The organism is Arthrobacter sp. GQ119, from assembly GCF_059759125.1.
Genome location: NZ_JCAXEA010000001.1, coordinates 217,719 through 234,966 on the forward strand (window position 1 = coordinate 217,719; position 17,248 = coordinate 234,966).

Annotated in this window: 11 protein-coding genes; 8 read left to right on the top strand and 3 right to left on the bottom strand. The window is 67.0% G+C overall.

Annotated features, from left to right (window positions below):
- The first annotated feature begins 66 nt into the window (after positions 1-66).
- Complete coding sequence (locus tag AC6CH3_RS01015; protein ID WP_498130668.1) at positions 67-1,923, top strand: acetyl/propionyl/methylcrotonyl-CoA carboxylase subunit alpha; 1,857 nt, start codon at positions 67-69, stop codon at positions 1,921-1,923.
- A gap of 57 nt (positions 1,924-1,980) precedes the next feature.
- Here AC6CH3_RS01015 and AC6CH3_RS01020 read toward each other — a convergent pair whose 3' ends face one another.
- On the bottom strand, positions 1,981-3,393 hold the full coding sequence (locus AC6CH3_RS01020) for an MFS transporter (protein WP_498130669.1): 1,413 nt from the start codon (positions 3,391-3,393) through the stop codon (positions 1,981-1,983).
- A gap of 279 nt (positions 3,394-3,672) precedes the next feature.
- On the opposite strand from AC6CH3_RS01020, the gene AC6CH3_RS01025 reads away from it, so the two are divergent.
- The 4 genes from AC6CH3_RS01025 (at position 3,673) to AC6CH3_RS01040 (ending at position 9,696) form a co-directional block, all read left to right on the top strand.
- The gene (locus tag AC6CH3_RS01025; protein WP_498130670.1) at positions 3,673-5,142 is read left to right on the top strand and encodes an MFS transporter; all 1,470 of its coding nucleotides are present in this window, start codon (positions 3,673-3,675) and stop codon (positions 5,140-5,142) included.
- 1 nt (position 5,143) lies between these two features.
- Positions 5,144-7,375 (top strand): molybdopterin oxidoreductase family protein, encoded by a 2,232-nt coding sequence (locus AC6CH3_RS01030; protein WP_498130671.1) that lies wholly within the window; start codon positions 5,144-5,146, stop codon positions 7,373-7,375.
- Complete coding sequence (locus AC6CH3_RS01035; RefSeq protein ID WP_498130672.1) at positions 7,372-8,934, top strand: FAD-dependent oxidoreductase; 1,563 nt, start codon at positions 7,372-7,374, stop codon at positions 8,932-8,934. The genes AC6CH3_RS01030 and AC6CH3_RS01035 overlap by 4 nt, the downstream gene beginning before the upstream one ends.
- A gap of 87 nt (positions 8,935-9,021) precedes the next feature.
- Complete coding sequence (locus AC6CH3_RS01040; RefSeq protein ID WP_498130673.1) at positions 9,022-9,696, top strand: hypothetical protein; 675 nt, start codon at positions 9,022-9,024, stop codon at positions 9,694-9,696.
- 18 nt (positions 9,697-9,714) lie between these two features.
- Here the strand turns inward: AC6CH3_RS01040 and AC6CH3_RS01045 are convergent, their stop codons facing one another.
- Positions 9,715-11,133 (bottom strand): NAD(P)H-quinone dehydrogenase, encoded by a 1,419-nt coding sequence (locus AC6CH3_RS01045; RefSeq protein WP_498130674.1) that lies wholly within the window; start codon positions 11,131-11,133, stop codon positions 9,715-9,717.
- Positions 11,134-11,264: 131 nt separating this feature from the next.
- Between AC6CH3_RS01045 and AC6CH3_RS01050 the strand changes: the two genes are divergently transcribed.
- The gene (locus tag AC6CH3_RS01050) at positions 11,265-12,083 is read left to right on the top strand and encodes a purine-nucleoside phosphorylase (RefSeq protein WP_498130675.1); all 819 of its coding nucleotides are present in this window, start codon (positions 11,265-11,267) and stop codon (positions 12,081-12,083) included.
- Positions 12,084-12,172: 89 nt separating this feature from the next.
- Positions 12,173-13,912 carry a phospho-sugar mutase gene (locus AC6CH3_RS01055; RefSeq protein ID WP_498130676.1) on the top strand — a complete coding sequence of 580 codons (1,740 nt, stop codon included), beginning with the start codon at positions 12,173-12,175 and terminating at the stop codon, positions 13,910-13,912.
- Between the two features lie 32 nt (positions 13,913-13,944).
- On the opposite strand, the gene nirD is transcribed toward AC6CH3_RS01055, so the two are convergent.
- Entirely contained in the window at positions 13,945-14,310 is a 366-nt protein-coding gene (nirD, locus tag AC6CH3_RS01060) for a nitrite reductase small subunit NirD (RefSeq protein ID WP_498130677.1), read from the bottom strand.
- 292 nt (positions 14,311-14,602) lie between these two features.
- Between nirD and nirB the strand changes: the two genes are divergently transcribed.
- The gene (gene nirB / locus AC6CH3_RS01065) at positions 14,603-17,248 is read left to right on the top strand and encodes a nitrite reductase large subunit NirB (protein WP_498130678.1); all 2,646 of its coding nucleotides are present in this window, start codon (positions 14,603-14,605) and stop codon (positions 17,246-17,248) included.

Below are 17,248 nucleotides of genomic sequence, written 5' to 3' on the forward strand. Positions count from 1 at the left end.
CCGCCAGTAATATCGGCGGAATCCTCAAAATCAGGCTAGGCTCCCTGAAGGAAAGAAGGAGACGCCTTGTCAGTTAAGCCGGAGCAGTCCGCAAATCCAGAGCAGTTCACCGCCGCCCCGAGCCACGCAGGCGCCGTCCTGACGAGCTCCAAGCGGCTGAGCAAAGTGCTGATCGCCAACCGCGGGGAAATCGCCGTGCGCATCATCCGCGCGGCCCGCGACGAAGGCATCGCCTCCGTGGCGGTGTACGCAGACCCGGACCGCGATGCCCTGCACGTCCGGCTGGCAGACGAAGCGTACGCCCTGGGCGGCAACACTGCCGCGGAGTCCTATCTCGTCATGGAAAAGCTGATTGAGGTGGCCCACCGGTGCGGCGCCGATGCCATCCACCCCGGCTACGGCTTCCTGGCCGAGAACGCCCAGTTCGCTGCCATGGTCATCGGGGCCGGCATCACCTGGATCGGCCCGTCCCCGGAGGCGATCTCTGCGCTCGGCGACAAGGTCCAGGCCCGCCACATCGCCGAAAAGGTGGGGGCGCCGCAGGTCCCCGGCACGACTGACCCGGTGGAGTCCGCCGAAGAAATCCTCGAATTCGTGGACAAGTTCGGTCTGCCTGTGGCCATCAAGGCAGCCTTTGGCGGCGGCGGGCGCGGCATCAAGGTGGCCCGCACCCGCGAGGAAATCCCGGAACTCTTCGAATCCGCTGTCCGAGAGGCAACCGCCGCGTTCGGCCGCGGCGAATGCTTCATCGAGCGGTTCCTGGATGCTCCGCGCCATGTGGAAACCCAGTGCCTGGCAGACTCCTACGGCAACGTGGTGGTCGTCTCCACCCGCGACTGCTCCCTGCAGCGGCGCAACCAAAAGCTTGTGGAAGAGGCGCCGGCACCTTTCCTCACCGAAGAACAAAACCGCCGCCTCTATGAGTCGTCCAAGGCGATCCTCAAGGAGGCCGGTTACCTGGGCGCCGGGACCTGCGAATTCCTGGTCGGCCAGGACGGCACCATCTCCTTCCTTGAGGTCAACACCCGCCTCCAGGTGGAGCACTGTGTGTCCGAAGAGGTGACGGGCATCGACCTCGTCCGCGAGCAGTTCAGGCTGGCCCGCGGCGAGAAGCTGGGCTATGACGACCCGGAGGTCCGGGGGCACTCCTTCGAGTTCCGCATCACCGGCGAAGATCCGGGCCGGAACTTCATGCCCGCCCCGGGCACCGTCAGCACGCTGAAGAACCCCACCGGCCCCGGTATCCGGATCGACTCGGGCGTGGAGCAGGGTGACGTCATCAGCGGCAACTTCGACTCCATGCTGTCCAAGCTGATCGTCACGGGCGCCACCCGCGAGCAGGCACTGGAGCGCTCGCGCCGGGCCCTTGAGGAAATGGTGGTGGAAGGCATCCCCACCGTCATCCCGTTCGACCTTGCCGTGGTCAGCAACCCTGACTTCGCCCCGGCAGAGGGACCGTTCAAGGTCCACACGCGCTGGATCGAAACCGAGTTCGTCAATAACCTGCCGGTCTGGACGCCGGCAGGCGCCGCCCCCGAGGCGGAGGAAGCCGGCGAGCGCCGGACCGTGGTGGTGGAGGTCGGCGGCAAGCGGCTGGAAGTCGCCATCCCCGCATCCCTCGGATTCAGCGGCGCGGCATCGGGCGGCGGGAAGCCGGCCAAGTCCAAGAAGCGCAGCCGTTCAGGCGGCGCCGCCCAGGCGGCCGGCGGCAATGCCCTGACCTCCCCCATGCAGGGCACCATTGTGAAGGTGGCAGTGGCCGAGGGCGACGTCGTCGCAGAAGGTGATCTCGTCGTCGTGCTTGAGGCCATGAAGATGGAACAGCCGCTGACCGCCCACCGGTCCGGCACGGTGACCGGCCTGGCCGCGGCAGCCGGCCAGACCGTCGCGGCGGGCGCAGTGATTGCGACCATCGAGGACTGAAAACACGCATGAAAATGCCCGGTGTGAATTCACACCGGGCATTTTCATTTAAGGAGCTCAGGCCACGTTGTTTTCGTAGTCCGTGTCCTTGGTTTCCCGGGTGATCCACAACGCGATGAAGGTGAGCACCGCTGCGGCCGCCATGTAGACGCCCACGAGCCAGGTGCTTCCGCCGGCGGCCTGCCACAGGGCAATGGCGACGAACGACGCGGGAGCTGCACCGATCACGCTGGAGAGGTTGTACGCCACCGCGGAGCCCGTGTAGCGCACGTTGGCCGGGAACAGCTCGGGCAGGATCGCTGCCATCGGGCCGAAGGTGAGACCCATCAGGGTGAAACCCACGATGAGGCCGACGATCGCGGCACCCGCACCGGGGCCGAACATCGTGAACCACAGCGCACCGAACACGAAGATGCCCGCAGTCACGCCCAGGAGGAACTTCCGGCGGCCCCACTTCTCGGCCAGCGGGCCGGAGACCAGCGTGAAGATGCCGAAGAAGACGACGCCAAGGATCAGCATCCAGAGGAAGTCTCCGCGGGCGATGCCCAGGCCGGGAACGAAGTTGGCAATCTCGGCGGCGGACATGGGCTTGCCGGCCTTCTCAGCGGCGGCCTGTGCAGCCTCAACGGTGGCGGGCTTGGTGCCGTAGGTCAGGGTGAAGGACGTCATGATGTAGAACAGCACGTAGGTGGCCAGCATGATGAAGGTTCCGGCCACCACCGGGCGCCAGTGGCTCTTGAAGGTTGCCGTGAACGGGACCTTCGCCACCTTGTCTTCCTTGAGGACCTTCTGGAAGGACAGGCTCTCGACGAGCTTCAGCCGGACGTAGAGACCAACGATCACCAGGACGGCGCTCAGCAGGAACGGAATCCGCCAGCCCCAGGCGAGGAAGTCTGCGGCGCTGAGGGTTGCGTTGAACCAGATGAACAGCAGGTTGGCCAGGATGAAGCCGATGGGCGCGCCGAGCTGCGGGAACGTTCCGTAGATGGCGCGCTTTCCCTCGGGGGCGTTCTCCGTGGCCAGCAGGGCCGCTCCGGACCACTCGCCGCCCAGGGCCAGTCCCTGGGCGAACCGCAGCAGGACAAGCAGCAGCGGCGCAAAGATGGCCCAGCCGGGGACGGAGGCTGTAGGCAGCAGACCGATCAGGAACGTCGCAACCCCCATCGTGAGGAGCGAGGCCACGAGGGTGCCCTTGCGGCCGAACTTGTCGCCGAAGTGTCCGAAAAGAACCGATCCGATGGGCCGGGCGATGAACGCCACACCGAAGATCGCGAAAGAGCTCAGGAGTGCGTTGATTTCGGTGGCTTCCGGGAAGAAGAGCCGCGGAAAGACCAGCACCGACGCGGTGGCATAGATGTAAAAGTCGTAGAACTCGATCGTGGTGCCGATGAGGCTGGCAAAGATGACCTTGCCTTTGGAGTTCACCGGTTTGGCTGTGCCATATTCCGTTGACGTTACAGGGGATGACATGAAGTGCCGCTTTCTGAGAACTGGACGGACTTCGATGCCGACGCCGCCCGACTATGGAATAAAACAGAGTTCAATATTAGTTCCCGCAATCCAGCGAGTGGACAATTAGTCCACCATCCGGACGATCCAAATCGTCTCACCATGAGGGCTTCCGACACGCCTAACCCCGTTACTTTGCCGCCGATAGGCAAATGTCACAGCACGTTAACAAACGGCGACCGTCCTCGAAACGCGGCTTCCCTACCTTGGTAAAGACAACAATCCCCAAGGAGGTACACCGTGACTGCTGACCGCACCGCAGAATCCGGCACCGGCAATTCCCTCGATCTTGCCGCGGAGCCGACACCCGGGAGCGGCTCCGCATCCCTGAATGTGCAGACCGCTACAGCCACCGCCACCCCCGCCCTCGAGGTCCGCCCCGGCCGCTGGATTGCGAACTGGGATGCAGAGAACAAGCAGCAGTGGGAAAACCAGGGCCGCTCCATTGCACGCAGGAACCTCAACTGGTCCATCTTTGCCGAGTTCCTCGGCTTCGTCGTCTGGCAGCTGTGGTCGATCGTCGTCGTTCAGCTCCCCGCCGCAGGCTTCACGTTCACCACGTCCGAAATCTTCTGGCTCATCTCCATGCCGAGCCTCGTAGGCGCCACACTCCGCATCCCCTACACCTTCATGGTCCCGAAGTTCGGCGGCCGCAACTGGACCATCGTTTCGGCGCTGCTGCTCCTTATTCCGTCCATCGGACTCGCGATGTGTGTCTCCAACCCCGAGACTCCGTTCGGCGTCATGCTCCTGGTGGCCGCCCTGGCCGGCTTCGGCGGCGGCAACTTCGCCAGCTCCATGGCCAACATCACCTTCTTCTACCCTGCCCGTGAAAAGGGCTGGGCCCTGGGACTCAATGCGGCCGGCGGAAACCTCGGTGCCGCCGTGGCGCAGCTGGCCGTTCCGATCGCCATCACACTCCTGGCCGCCGGCACCGTGAATCTGCCCATGGCCGGCCTGATGTGGGTCCCGCTCATCCTGATCGCGGCGTTCGGCGCCTTCAAGTACATGGACAACCTCACCAGCGCCAAGGGTGACGTGGCCGGCTCCCTGGCCGCGCTCAAGGAACCGCACCTGTGGATCATGGCGCTGCTCTACATCGGCACCTTCGGCTCGTTCATCGGCTTCGCCGGCGTCTTCCCGAAGCTCATCAAGGACTACTTCCCGGCCTTCTCCTCCATCGGGGTCGGCACGGTGGCCCTTTCGCTGGCCTTCCTCGGACCGCTGGTCGGCTCCCTGGCACGCCCCTACGGCGGACGCATGGCGGACCGCATGGGCGGCGCCCGGATGACCGTGGCCGCCTTCGCCGCCATGGCCGTGATCACCCTAACCATGATCTGGACGCTGCCGCTGAAGAACTTCTGGCTCTTCCTGGTCCTCTTCCTGATGCTCTTCACCGCCAGCGGCTTCGGAAACGGCGCCACGTACCGCATGATCCCCGTCATCTTCGCCATCTCCAGCCGGGCAGCCCGCTCCGGCGCCAGCTCGGTGACAACCCAGCGCCTCGCCTCCTCTGCCCTCGGCCTGATCTCGGCGATCGGTGCCTACGGCGGGTTCGTGATCCCGCAGGTGCTGAACGCCTCCAACACGGCCAGCGGCTCCTACACGCCGGCGTTCTACGGCTTCGTCGGCGCCTACGTTCTGATGCTGGCGGTCTGCTGGTTCTGCTACATCCGCAACACCAACCGAAATGCGATGGGACACGTCTAACATGACCAAAAGCGCCGACACGCACTGCCCTTACTGCGCCTTGCAGTGCGCCATGACGCTCAAGTCTCCAGCGGCTTTGGCCCCGGCTGTCCAGCCGGGGCCACAGCCCGTGCTTGCCGCACCGGCCCAGGACGTGACCGCCCCTAACGCACCCGCGCTGAAGGGGCCGGCCCTCGAAGTGAACGGCCGCGACTTCCCCACCAACCGCGGCGGCCTCTGCCGCAAAGGCTGGACCTCGGCCTCGCTCCTGCAGCACCCCGGGCGCGTCACCGAGCCCATGTTCAAAGGTCCCGACGGCGTCTTCCGCCCCATCACGTGGGACGAGGCGCTCGCCCGCATCACCACCGCCGTCCGGGACACCCGTGCCAAGCACGGAGCGGACGCCATCGGCGTTTTCGGAGGCGGCGGCCTCACCAACGAAAAGGCCTACCAGCTGGGCAAATTCGCCCGCCTCGCGCTGGGCACGTCCCGCATCGACTACAACGGCCGGTTCTGCATGTCTTCCGCCGCCGCTGCCGGCATGCGCGCCTTCGGCCTGGACCGCGGCCTGCCGTTCCCGCTTGAGGCACTGAACACGGCCAGCACCATTCTGATGCTCGGTTCCAACGTCGCCGAGACCATGCCGCCCTTCGTCCAGCACCTGCAGGGCGTCCGCGACGCCGGCGGCCTGATTGTGGTGGACCCGCGGCGTTCCGCGACGGCAGCCTTCACCTCCGACGGCGGCGGAATGCACCTCCAGCCGCTGCCCGGCACCGACCTTACTCTCCTGCTTGGCCTGTCCCACGTGGTGATCCACGAGGGCCTCGTGGACGCCGACTACGTCGCAGCGCGCACCACCGGCTACGACGCCCTGGTCCGCAGCGTCAACGCCTTCTGGCCGGAGCGGGTCCAGTCCATCACCGGTGTTCCCGCCGGGCTCATCCGTGAAACCGCCCGCCTGCTTGCCGAGGGTGCCCGCCGCGGCGGCAGCTACATCCTCACCGGACGGGGCGTGGAACAGCACGTGGACGGCACCGACACCGCCACGGCAGCCATCAACCTCAGCCTGCTGCTCGGGCTGCCCGGAACGGCCCGCAGCGGCTACGGCACGCTCACCGGCCAGGGCAACGGCCAGGGCGGCCGCGAACACGGCCAGAAAGCCGACCAGCTGCCCGGCTACCGCAAGATCACCGACCCGGCCGCGCGGGCACACATGGCCAAGGTCTGGAACGTCCCGGAGGAACTCATCCCCGGCCCCGGGCTGCCTGCCGTGCAGCTGCTCAAGTCACTGGGAGAGCCCGACGGCGTGCAGTGCCTGTTCGTGCACGCCTCCAACATCGCCGTTGCCTCCCCCGATGCCAACGACGTCATCCGCAGGCTTCGCACCCTGGAATTCCTGGTTGTCTGCGACTTCTTCATGTCCGAGACCGCCGCCGAGGCCGACCTCGTCCTGCCGGTGCTCCAGTGGGCAGAGGAAGAGGGCACGCTGACCAACCTCGAAGGCCGCGTGCTCCGCCGCCGCCAGGCCATCCAGCCACCCGCCGGTGCCCGCAGCGAACTGTGGATCATGGCCAGGCTGGCAGAGGCACTCGAGGCGCCGTCCACCTACAGCGACGATCCCGAGACGGTTTTCGAGGAGCTCCGCCTGGCCTCCGCCGGCGGCGCGGCCGACTACTCCGGCATCGACTACGCCATGCTCGACGGCGGAGCAGCCGCCTACTGGCCCTACCCCGCGGGCAGCACCGGAACGCCGCGGCTCTTCCTGGATGCGTTCGCGCACGCTGACGGCAAGGCCGTCATGACCCCGGTGGCGCCCCGCCGCCGTCGTGCTCCGGGAGCACATGCCGACCCGACTGCGAAGCCTATGACCCTCATCACTGGCCGCCTGCTGGAGCACTACCAGTCAGGCGCCCAGACCCGCCGCGTCTCCGAGCTCCTCGCATCCCAGCCTGAAGCCAGGATGCAGATACATCCCGCCGCCGCAGCGGCCATGGGCATCACGGACGGCGCGCAGGTGTCAGTGGCGAATGAGCGCGGGGAGGTGGTGTGCCGGGCGGAACTCAGCACGGCCATCCGTCCGGAAACCGTGTTCCTGCCGTTCCACTTCCCGGAACTGGAAAGCGCGAACCGGCTGACCGAAGCCGCCACGGATCCCATCTCGGGGATGCCCGAATTCAAGTACAACAAAGTCTGGGTCCGGTTGGCAGCGAACCTACAGGACATCAGCGTTCTTCAGACATCGGAGGCCTCATGAGCGAGCAGATTGTAATTGTCGGATTCGGTCCGGTGGCGGCGCGGCTGGTCGACGAGTTGCTGCCCGCGCTGCGCGCCGGGCAGGCAGGGCTGACCGTCATCGGCCAGGAGCCTGACGCCGCCTACAACCGCGTCCTCGTCGCTGACCTGGGCGTGGGCCGCACCACGCCGGAGGCACTGGCCCTGGCCGACGCAGCTGCTCTCGCGGTGGACGGCGTCGATGTCCGGCTGGGCGTAAAGGTCAAGCGCGTGGACCGGGCACGGCAAAACGTCCTCCTCTCCGACGGCACGTCCGTCCACTACGACCGGCTCGTCTTCGCCACCGGCTCCCGGCCCGTCATCCCCAACCTCACCGGCATGAACCCGGACCCGGCAGCCCCCGTCCTCCCGCCCGGCGTCACCGCCCTGCGCGACCTCCGCGACGCCGAGGTCCTGCGCCAGGCTGTCGCGGGCCGCAAGCGCGTGGTGGTGCTGGGCGGCGGCGTGCTCGGCCTCGAGACCGCCCTCGCGGCGGCCGAGGAAGGCGCCACCGTTACCGTGGTGCACAACGGCCCCCACCCCCTCGGCCGGAACATCGACCGCGGCGGCGGAGCAGTGCTCGCCGCCAGCCTCCGGAACTGCGGCGTCCGCGTGGCCGCCAACGCCCGCTCCACGGGCGTTGAGCACAACGCTCCCGGCGGCGGGTTCTCGGCTCTGCTGCTCGACGACGGTTCGGCCATCGACGGCGACCTGCTGGTCCTCTCCTGCGGTGTCCGGCCACGGACCGAACTGGCGGAGGGCTGCGGGCTTTCGACGGGCACCGGCATCCTCGTGGACCACCACCTGCGCGCGCACCATGAACCGCACATCTTCGCCATCGGCGACTGCGCCGAGGTCCGTTGCCCGGACCCGGGCTGCCTCGAGTGCCGGACGGCGCGCGGTCCGTCCGGCCTGGTTGGTCCGGGGTGGAGGCAGGCCGAATGGCTCGCCGAATACCTGCTGCGGCTGGCCGAGGGACCGGAGGGTGACGCGGAGTCGCTGCCCCCGCTCCCCCAGGAGAAGCCCGGGGTGATCGTGCTCAAGGCCCGCGGCATGAACATGGCAGTGGCCGGGGACAACTCCGCCGAGCAGTGGCATGAGGACGTCCTGACCGCCGGAGCCGTCAACGGCAGGCCACGGCTGCAGATCGCCCAATGGGCCGATCCGGAGCACGGCCGCTATGTGAAGATGACCACCCGCGGCGGCGTGCTTGAGGGCCTGGTCAGCGTGGGAATGCCCCGCACCGCCAGCGAACTCGTGCAGCTCTTCGAGCGCGGCGCCGAACTGCCTGCGGACCGTTCCCTGCTCCTTCGTCTGGACGGTCCGGACCAGCTGGCGCCGTCCGCGGCTTCGAGCGATCCGGAAAGCACCGTCTGCCGCTGTGCAGGTGTCAGCGGCGGCAAGATCACCGAAGCCGTCACCGGCGGCTGCTCCACCGTGGCCGACGTTTCCTCAGCCACCCGCGCCGGCACCGGCTGCGGCGGCTGCCACGAGGACATCAAGGGGCTCATCGAAAAACACTTCCAGGCGGCAGCCGCCTAAAACCTGACCAGCACCCTTGCACAAGGGGCCTCCGCCCCCGCGTCACAGAAATCGGGCATGCCGCGGATGGCAGGTAGCATCTGAGCCATGAGTGCCGACGAAGACGACGACATCACTGATGAGCTGCTGGCCGACGCCGAAAAGCTCACGGGGCTGAGCCTTGAGCTCCTGGGGCTCGACCCGCATCCCGATGACATGACCGCCGAGCAGCGGCTGCAGTTCGACCCCGATGACCTGGAAGAGATGGCGTCCGTAGCTCCCGATGAAAGGCAGCGGTCCGTGCGCCAGACGCACCTGCTGGCGGGACTCCTGTGGAACTCCTCAAGCGTCCTCATGGACCAGCTGTTCCGTGACCTTGGAACGCTGGGCGAACTGGACACGGTCACGCCTGCCGACGTCGCCGGGACCTCCGTGCTGTCCTCGCTGCCGCCCCGGTTCGCCCACAGCTACGACGCCACGTTCACGCAGAAGTTCATCGTCGTCGCGGCGGACGTCACCGCATCGCTGGCGCGCGGCTGGACCGCTCCCGGCTGCCTCGCGGCCGAACTCGCTGTCCGCTGCCTGCTGGACCAGGCCCAGGTGACCGAGGAAATCTACGACCTGGACCTTCCCGGTGAGTGGCGGGCGATTGTTGAGGAAGTCCTGCTTGAGGACGCAGAGTGCGAAGCACTGTATTCGGACGCTGCCGGCACGCCGGACATCCAGCGGTGGTTCACGCCCTTCACCCCGGGCGACAGCGTTCCGGCGTACGCCTTCGCGTAACCCTGGATGTGCCTGACCCTAGTTGTGAACATGCAGGCGCCTGGCTGCTTCGGAAATCGAGCCGCTGAGCGACGGATAGACGGTGAAGGTGCTGGCGACGTCGTCCACGTGCAGTTTCTGCTTCACTGCGATGGCGATGGCGAAGATCAGCTCGGAGGCATTCGGACCCACCACCACGCCGCCGATCACAGTGCCTGACCCCTTGCGGGCGAAGATCTTGACGAAGCCGTCTTTGACGTTGCGCATCTTGGCGCGGGCATTGCTCTTCAGGGATAGCTTGATGATGTCGCCCTGGTACTTGCCGGACTCGATCTCCGCCTCTGACACACCCACGGACGCGATCTCCGGTGAGGTGAAGATGTTGGACGCGACCTGGTGCAGCTTGATGGGGGTCACCTGGTCCCCCAGGAAGTGCGCGATGGCGATCCGGCCCTGCATCGCGGCGACGGAGGCCAGTGCCAGGACGCCGGTGCAGTCGCCGGCGGCATAGATGTTCGGCGCGGTGGTGCGGGAAACGCCGTCGACCTTAATGTGGCCGCTCTCGGTGACCGCAACGCCTGCCTCTTCGAGGCCGATACCGGCGGTGTTCGGGATCGAACCCACGCAGACCAGGCAGTGGCTGCCGGTGACCTTGGTGCCGTCGCCGAGGGTGACCACCACGCCGTCGCCGGTGCGCTCCACGGCTTCGGCCCGGGCGCGGGACAGGACCGTCACGCCGCGGCGCTCGAACACCTCTTCGAGCACCTCGGCGGCGTCGGTGTCGGAGCCTGGAAGCACCCGGTCCCGGCTGGAAATCAGGGTGACCTTCGACCCAAGGCCGTTGTAGGCGGAGGCGAATTCAGCGCCGGTCACACCGGAACCCACCACGATGAGCTCTTCGGGCAGTTCATCCAGGTTGTAGATCTGTGCCCAGTTCAGGATGTGTTCCCCGTCGGGCCGGGCGGTGGGCAGCTCGCGCGGGTGCGCACCGACGGTCAGCAGGATCGCATCCGCCTCGACCGTTTCCGTGCCCTCGGCGGTGAGGACTTCGATGGTGCGGTTGTTAACCAGCTTGCCGGAGCCGATCAGGATGCGGACGTTCTGGTGTTCCAGGCCGGCGGTGATGTCGCGGGACTGCTGGCGTGCGAGGCCGAGCAGGCGGTCGTTGATGTGCTTGAGGTCCGCGCGCATGACGGGTACGAAGTCGCCGCCGCCGTCGACGTCCAGCTTCACGCCCAGCTCCCCCGCCTCACCGACCCGGGTCATGAGGTCCGACGTCGCGATCAGCGTCTTGGAAGGCACGACGTCGGTGAGTACGGCGGACCCGCCGAGGCCGGCGCGCTCGATGATGGTGACCTTGGCCCCCAGCGCGGCGGCAACCATGGCGGCTTCGTAACCGCCCGGGCCTCCGCCGAGAATTGCGATTCGGGGTGCGCTGAAATCAGGATGCATAGTCACAGTCAACCATTCTCGCCCATTGGCTGCCGCACCACCAACAAACTGCAAGCGCTGTGCAGGCGTGTGCTGCCGCGCTGGGCGGATTGCGCTTCGCGCTGGGCACCTGCGCTGCCGCACGATAGCTTGTACCAGTGAGTAATACAGAATTCCTGAACACTGACCCGTTCGAGGTTGCCCGGACCGCCGCCGACTACATCGCGGCCAAAACCGGCGTTGAGTCTCACGACGCCGCGCTGGTCCTGGGCTCCGGCTGGGCCGAGGCCGCCAACCTGATCGGTGAGACCACGGCAACCCTGGCGGCCTCCGAGGTGCCGGGCTTTTCCGCCCCTGCCGTGGAGGGCCATGTGGGCACCATCCGGTCAGTGCTGACGAGGGAAGGCAAGCGCGCACTGGTTCTCGGTGCCCGCACCCACTACTACGAGGGCAAGGGAGTCCGCGCCGTGGTGCACGGTGTACGCACCGCGGCGGCCACCGGCTGCAGGACACTGGTGCTCACCAACGGCTGCGGCGGACTCAATGAGAACTGGACACCGGGGACGCCGGTCCTGATCAGGGACCACATCAACCTCACCGCCACCTCACCGCTGGAAGGCGCCACTTTCGTGGACCTGACCGACCTGTACTCGGCCCGGATCCGCGGCCTCGCGCGGGAAGTGGACCCTTCCCTCGACGAGGGCGTGTACGCGCAGTTCACCGGGCCGCACTACGAAACCCCGGCCGAGGTGCAGTACGCCAAGCGCATCGGCGCCGACCTCGTGGGCATGTCCACCGCCCTGGAAGCCATCGCGGCACGGCACGCGGGCATGGAGGTCTTCGGAATCTCGCTCGTGACCAACCTCGCCGCCGGCATCAGCCCGGTGCCGCTCAGCCACGAGGAAGTGCTCGAGGCGGGCCACGCTGCCGGGCCGCGCATCTCCAAGCTCCTGGCCGAAATCATCGCCAGGCTCTGATCCGGCCTTCCGAAACAGTCGCGAAGATGTGACCGGGCGGCCGGCTTATCCGGCACCCGCCGCCCGGCTTTGACGATAGTTTGGATCCTATGATGTCCTCCGACGCCGACTCCCAGCTGTTCAGCGAGGCCCGCGCCTGGGCCGACATGGACCCGGATCCCGCCACTTCCGCATCCCTGGCCGAGCTCCTATCCCAGGCTGAGGCCGGTACTCCTTCCGCCCTCCAGCAGCTGAAGGACAGCTTCAGCGGCACGCTGCAGTTCGGCACGGCCGGCCTCCGGGCGCCCCTTGGCCCCGGACCCAACCGGATGAACCGGGTGGTGGTCCGCCGCGCAGCGGCAGGTTTCGCGAACTTCCTGACCCAGGCAGTCGAGGAGGCCTCACCGGGAACCCGGCCACGCGCCGTCGTCGGCTTCGACGCGCGGTACAACTCGGACATCTTCGCCCAGGAGACTGCCGCGATCTTCACGGCAGCGGGCATCGACACCCTGCTGATGCCCGCCGCGCTGCCCACGCCGCTGCTTGCCTACGCCGTGCGGGCGCTCGAGTGCGACGGGGGCGTGATGGTCACAGCCAGCCACAACCCGCCGCAGGACAACGGCTACAAGGTGTATCTTGGCCGCCACGCGGTGGAGGAAAGCGGCCGCGGCGCGCAGATCGTGGCTCCGTACGACGCCCTGATCGCGGCCGAGATCGACAGGGTGCCTGCCCTGGATTCCATCATCCTGGCCCAGAACGGCTGGGGTGTGCTCGAAGCCGGCATCGCCTCAGACTATGAGGCGGCCATCGCAGCCCTGGCAAAGGCGGATCTCTTTCCGGCCCGTGACCTCAAGATCGTCCTCACGCCCCTGCACGGAGTAGGCGGGGACACCGCAGTGGCTGTTCTCAAGGCAGCGGGGTTCACCGATGTCACGCTGGTCAGCGAACAGTCCCAGCCGGACCCGGACTTCCCCACCGTCAGTTTCCCCAACCCCGAGGAACCGGGGGCCCTTGACCTTGCCCTCGCGGCGGCCGCGCAGGCCGGTGCGGACATCGTCCTGGCCAACGACCCCGACGCCGACCGCGCGGCAGTGGCGGCCAAGGATCCCGACACGGGCGCGTGGCGGATGCTGCGCGGCGATGAAGTGGGGGCGCTGCTGGGCGCGCATGTGGTGGCGCGGTTGTCCGCGCCCACCGGGGAAACGCACGACGGCGTGTTCGCGAGTTCCGTTGTTTCCTCGCGGCTGCTCTCGCGCATCGCGGCAGCGGCAGGCTACGCCCATGAGGAAACCCTGACGGGGTTCAAGTGGATTTCCAGGGTTCCGGGCCTGGTGTACGGCTACGAGGAAGCGCTGGGCTACTGCGTGGCCCCGGACCTGGTCCGGGACAAGGACGGCATTTCCGCGGCCGTCCTGATCGCCGAGCTCGTGGCAGCCGCCAAGGCGGACGGAAAGACCATCTTTGACACCTTGGACGAGCTGTACCTGGTCCACGGGCTGCACGCCAGCGACCAGCTGAGCATCCGCGTGGCGGACCTGGGCCTGCTCAGCGCCATGATGAACCGGCTCCGCGTGAGCCCGCCGGAGTCGTTCGGCGGATCGGCCGTGGAATCCTCCATTGACCTTGCCGAAGGCAGCGACAAACTGCCGCCGACGGACGGGCTGCTCTACCTCACACGCGATCTCACCCGCGTGATCATCCGTCCGAGCGGCACGGAGCCGAAGCTCAAGTGTTACCTGGAAGTCATCCAAAGCGTAGGCTCGGCGGCCGAGCTGCCCGCGGCCCGGGCAGCTGCGCGGGCCGCACTGGACCGGGTGCTGGGCGACGTCCGCGAGGCCCTGGGGCTGTAGGGCCGGCCACAGGGCTGGGTTAAGGGTTGGGGCTACAGCGCGATTTCGACGTGGCCGTCTGCAATCCGTGCGGCGAACGTGGCAAGGCGAAGTTCAGGGCTGCCAAAGCACTCGCCGGTTTCCAGGTCGTAGACCTCTTTGTGGAGCGGCGACGCAATGGTGGGACGCGTGCCGCGTGATCCGAGGATGCCCCGTGCCATGACGAACGCGCCGGTGGCCGGGTCTTCCTGCGCCACCGCGAAAACCTCACCGGGCGCGGTGCGGAACAGTGCTATCTGGCGGCCGTCAACGAGTGCCGCCTCGCCCCAGGAGAGCTCCAGTTCGTCCACGGCGCAGACCCGGTGCCAGCCAGTGGCATACCCGGTGGTCAGATCCTCAAGTTCCAGTGTTGCCGTCATGTCGGCTCCTCTCCCTTTGCCTGCATCCCGGCGAACGGCCGGTTTCCGCGAGGCGATTTCGCCTGCTTTAGCCGCCACTGCGGCGGTATATCCAAAGTAGGTTCCCGGTGTTTCAAAGGCGTGCAGCCAATGTGTCCGGAACGTAAAAGACACCTCACTTGCCCGGAAATGTGTTCGTGATGCAGAAGTTAAGATCACGAAACAAAAGGGAAACTGAAGCGAAACTGCCCCTGCCTAGTCTGGATGGACAAGCTGCAGAGCCCCGTCTGCGGCCCATGCGAAAGGCCCCTAAGTGACCGGACAGACTTCAAGCACAGAGACACCGCGCCGCATCGTCGTCGCCGGAGGCGGCCCTGCTGCCCACCGTTTTGCGGACGCCATGCATGCCCGTGGCCTCGAAGGCTGGCAAGTAACTGTACTTACGGAAGAAGCGCATCTGCCCTACGACCGCGTTGCGCTGAGCAAGGCACTCACGGACAGCACCGTTGACCTCACTCTCGGCGCCGCCTCCATGTGGGACCACGAGGCAATCACCCTGAAGACCGGCGAGCGCGTCGTTAAGGTCGACGCCGCCGCCAAGGCGGTCGAGACCGCCGCCGGCCACCGCTATGAATACGACGAGCTCGTGGTGGCTACCGGTTCTGACGCCGCCAGGCTCCCGATCCCCGGCGCCGAGCACGTGCATGTCTACCGCACGCTCGAGGACGTCTGGGCCATCAACAAGTCCATCGCCGAACTCACCGGGAAGCTTGGCCGCAAGATCAACGCCGTCACCATCGGTGGCGGCCTGCTGGGCCTGGAATCCGCAGCCGGCACCGAACAGCTCGGCGCCACTCCCGTGGTGATCAACGGCGCCCCGTGGCTCATGAACACGCAGCTCGACGAGGGCGCCGGCCAGGCGCTGGGCCGCCTGATCGAAGCCAAGGGCTTCGAGGTCCACGGCGGCGTATTCCCGTCCGAAATCCTCGCCGACGACGACGGCCAGGTCACCGGCGTGCTGATGGCCGATGGCCGCACCATTGCTGCCGACCTCGTGGTCGTGGCCATCGGCGTCAGGCCCCGCGATGAACTCTTCCGCGCCGCCGAGGGTGAGGAACCCCTGTTTGATCTTGGCCCCCGCGGCGGCGTCGTCATCAACGATGACTGCTCCACCCAGGTCCCCGGCATCTGGGCGATCGGTGAGGTGGCAAACTTCGGCGGCATGTGCCTGGGCCTCGTGGCCCCTGCCAACACCATGGCCGAAATCGTGGCGGACCGGCTGCACGGCGGCGAAGCCACCTTCCCCGGCTTCGACACCGCCACCAAGCTGAAGCTGTCCGGAGTGGACGTGGCCAGCTTCGGTGACGCCTTCGCCAAAACCGAGCACGCCCTCGAAATTGTTTACGCGGATCCGGCGCGCGGCGTGTACCAGAAGATCGTCACCACCGACGATGCCAAGACCCTCCTCGGCGGCATCTTTGTTGGCGACGCCGCCCCGTACACCAGCCTCCGCCCGCTCCTGGGCCGTGAGCTTCCGGCCGAACCCGGCGCCTACCTGACTGCGGCCGGTGGCGGCGAAGCCCCAGAAACCGAGCTGCCGGACGATGCAACCCTGTGCTCCTGCAACAACGTGACGGCAGGCAGCATCCGCGACGCCATCAACGGCTGCGGCGCCTGCGACGGCAACGCCCCCGTCCAGGAACTCGGCGAGCTGAAGGGCTGCACCCGTGCCGGCACCCAGTGCGGTTCCTGCGTGCCGATGCTGAAGAAACTGCTGGAAACCGAACTCACGAAGTCCGGCGTCGAGGTTTCCAAGGCACTCTGCGAGCACATCGAGCTGTCCCGCCAGGAGCTGTTCGACGCCATCCGTGTCCTGGAGCTGACCTCCTTCGAAGAGATCATGGCCAAGTACGGCACAGGCGCAGGCTGCGACATCTGCAAGCCGACCATCGCCAACATCCTGGCGAGCCAGAACAGCGCCTACGTCCTGGACGCCGGCCGCGGCACCCTCCAGGACACCAATGACCGCGCCCTGGCCAACATGCAGAAGGACGGCACGTACTCGGTGGTCCCGCGGATCGCCGGCGGTGAGATCACCCCGAAGAAGCTGGGCGTCATCGCTGCTGTGGCAGAGAAGTACGGCCTCTACACCAAGATCACGGGCGGCCAGCGCATCGATATGTTCGGCGCCCGGCTGGAGCAGCTGCCGGAAATCTGGAAGGAACTGGTGGATGCCGGCTTCGAGTCCGGCCAGGCCTACGGCAAGAGCCTGCGCACGGTGAAGTCATGTGTCGGCTCCACCTGGTGCCGCTTCGGTGTCCAGGATTCTGTGGCCATGGCCATCCAGCTGGAGCTGCGCTACCGCGGCCTCCGAAGCCCGCACAAACTCAAGATGGGTGTCTCCGGCTGTGCCCGGGAATGCGCCGAGGCCCGCGGCAAGGACGTCGGCGTAATCGCCACGGCGGACGGCTGGAACCTGTACGTTGGCGGCAACGGCGGTGCCACCCCGGCGCACGCCCAGCTGCTCGCGAAGGACCTGGACGACGAGACGCTGATCAAGTACATCGACCGCTACTTCATGTACTACATCCGCACTGCCGACCGCCTGCAGCGCACCGCACGCTGGCAGGAGGAGCTCGACGGCGGCATCAAGCATGTTGAGGACGTCGTTGTGCATGACACCCTGGGCATCGCCGAGGAGCTCGAGGCGGCCATGGCCAAGCATGTGGACACCTACGTCGATGAGTGGGCCGACACCCTGACGGACCCCGAGCGCCTGCGCCGGTTCCGCTCCTTCGTCAACGCCCCGGACCAGAAGGACGACTCCATTACCTTCGTCCCCGATGAGCGCGGCCAGATGCGCCCTGCCACGGCTGAGGAAAAAGGCAAAGTGCTGATCGGGGCCTCCATCCCCATGAGGCCCTCCACTCCCGAACTGCTGGATGAGAACGAGGTATAG

Coding starts and splice junctions, on each gene's coding strand:
- AC6CH3_RS01020 (WP_498130669.1), bottom strand. CDS start 3,393: ATGTCATCCCCTGTAACGTCAACGGAATATGGCACAGCCAAACCGGTG.
- AC6CH3_RS01055 (WP_498130676.1), top strand. CDS start 12,173: ATGATGTCCTCCGACGCCGACTCCCAGCTGTTCAGCGAGGCCCGCGCC.
- nirD (WP_498130677.1), bottom strand. CDS start 14,310: ATGACGGCAACACTGGAACTTGAGGATCTGACCACCGGGTATGCCACT.
- AC6CH3_RS01040 (WP_498130673.1), top strand. CDS start 9,022: ATGAGTGCCGACGAAGACGACGACATCACTGATGAGCTGCTGGCCGAC.
- AC6CH3_RS01035 (WP_498130672.1), top strand. CDS start 7,372: ATGAGCGAGCAGATTGTAATTGTCGGATTCGGTCCGGTGGCGGCGCGG.
- AC6CH3_RS01030 (WP_498130671.1), top strand. CDS start 5,144: ATGACCAAAAGCGCCGACACGCACTGCCCTTACTGCGCCTTGCAGTGC.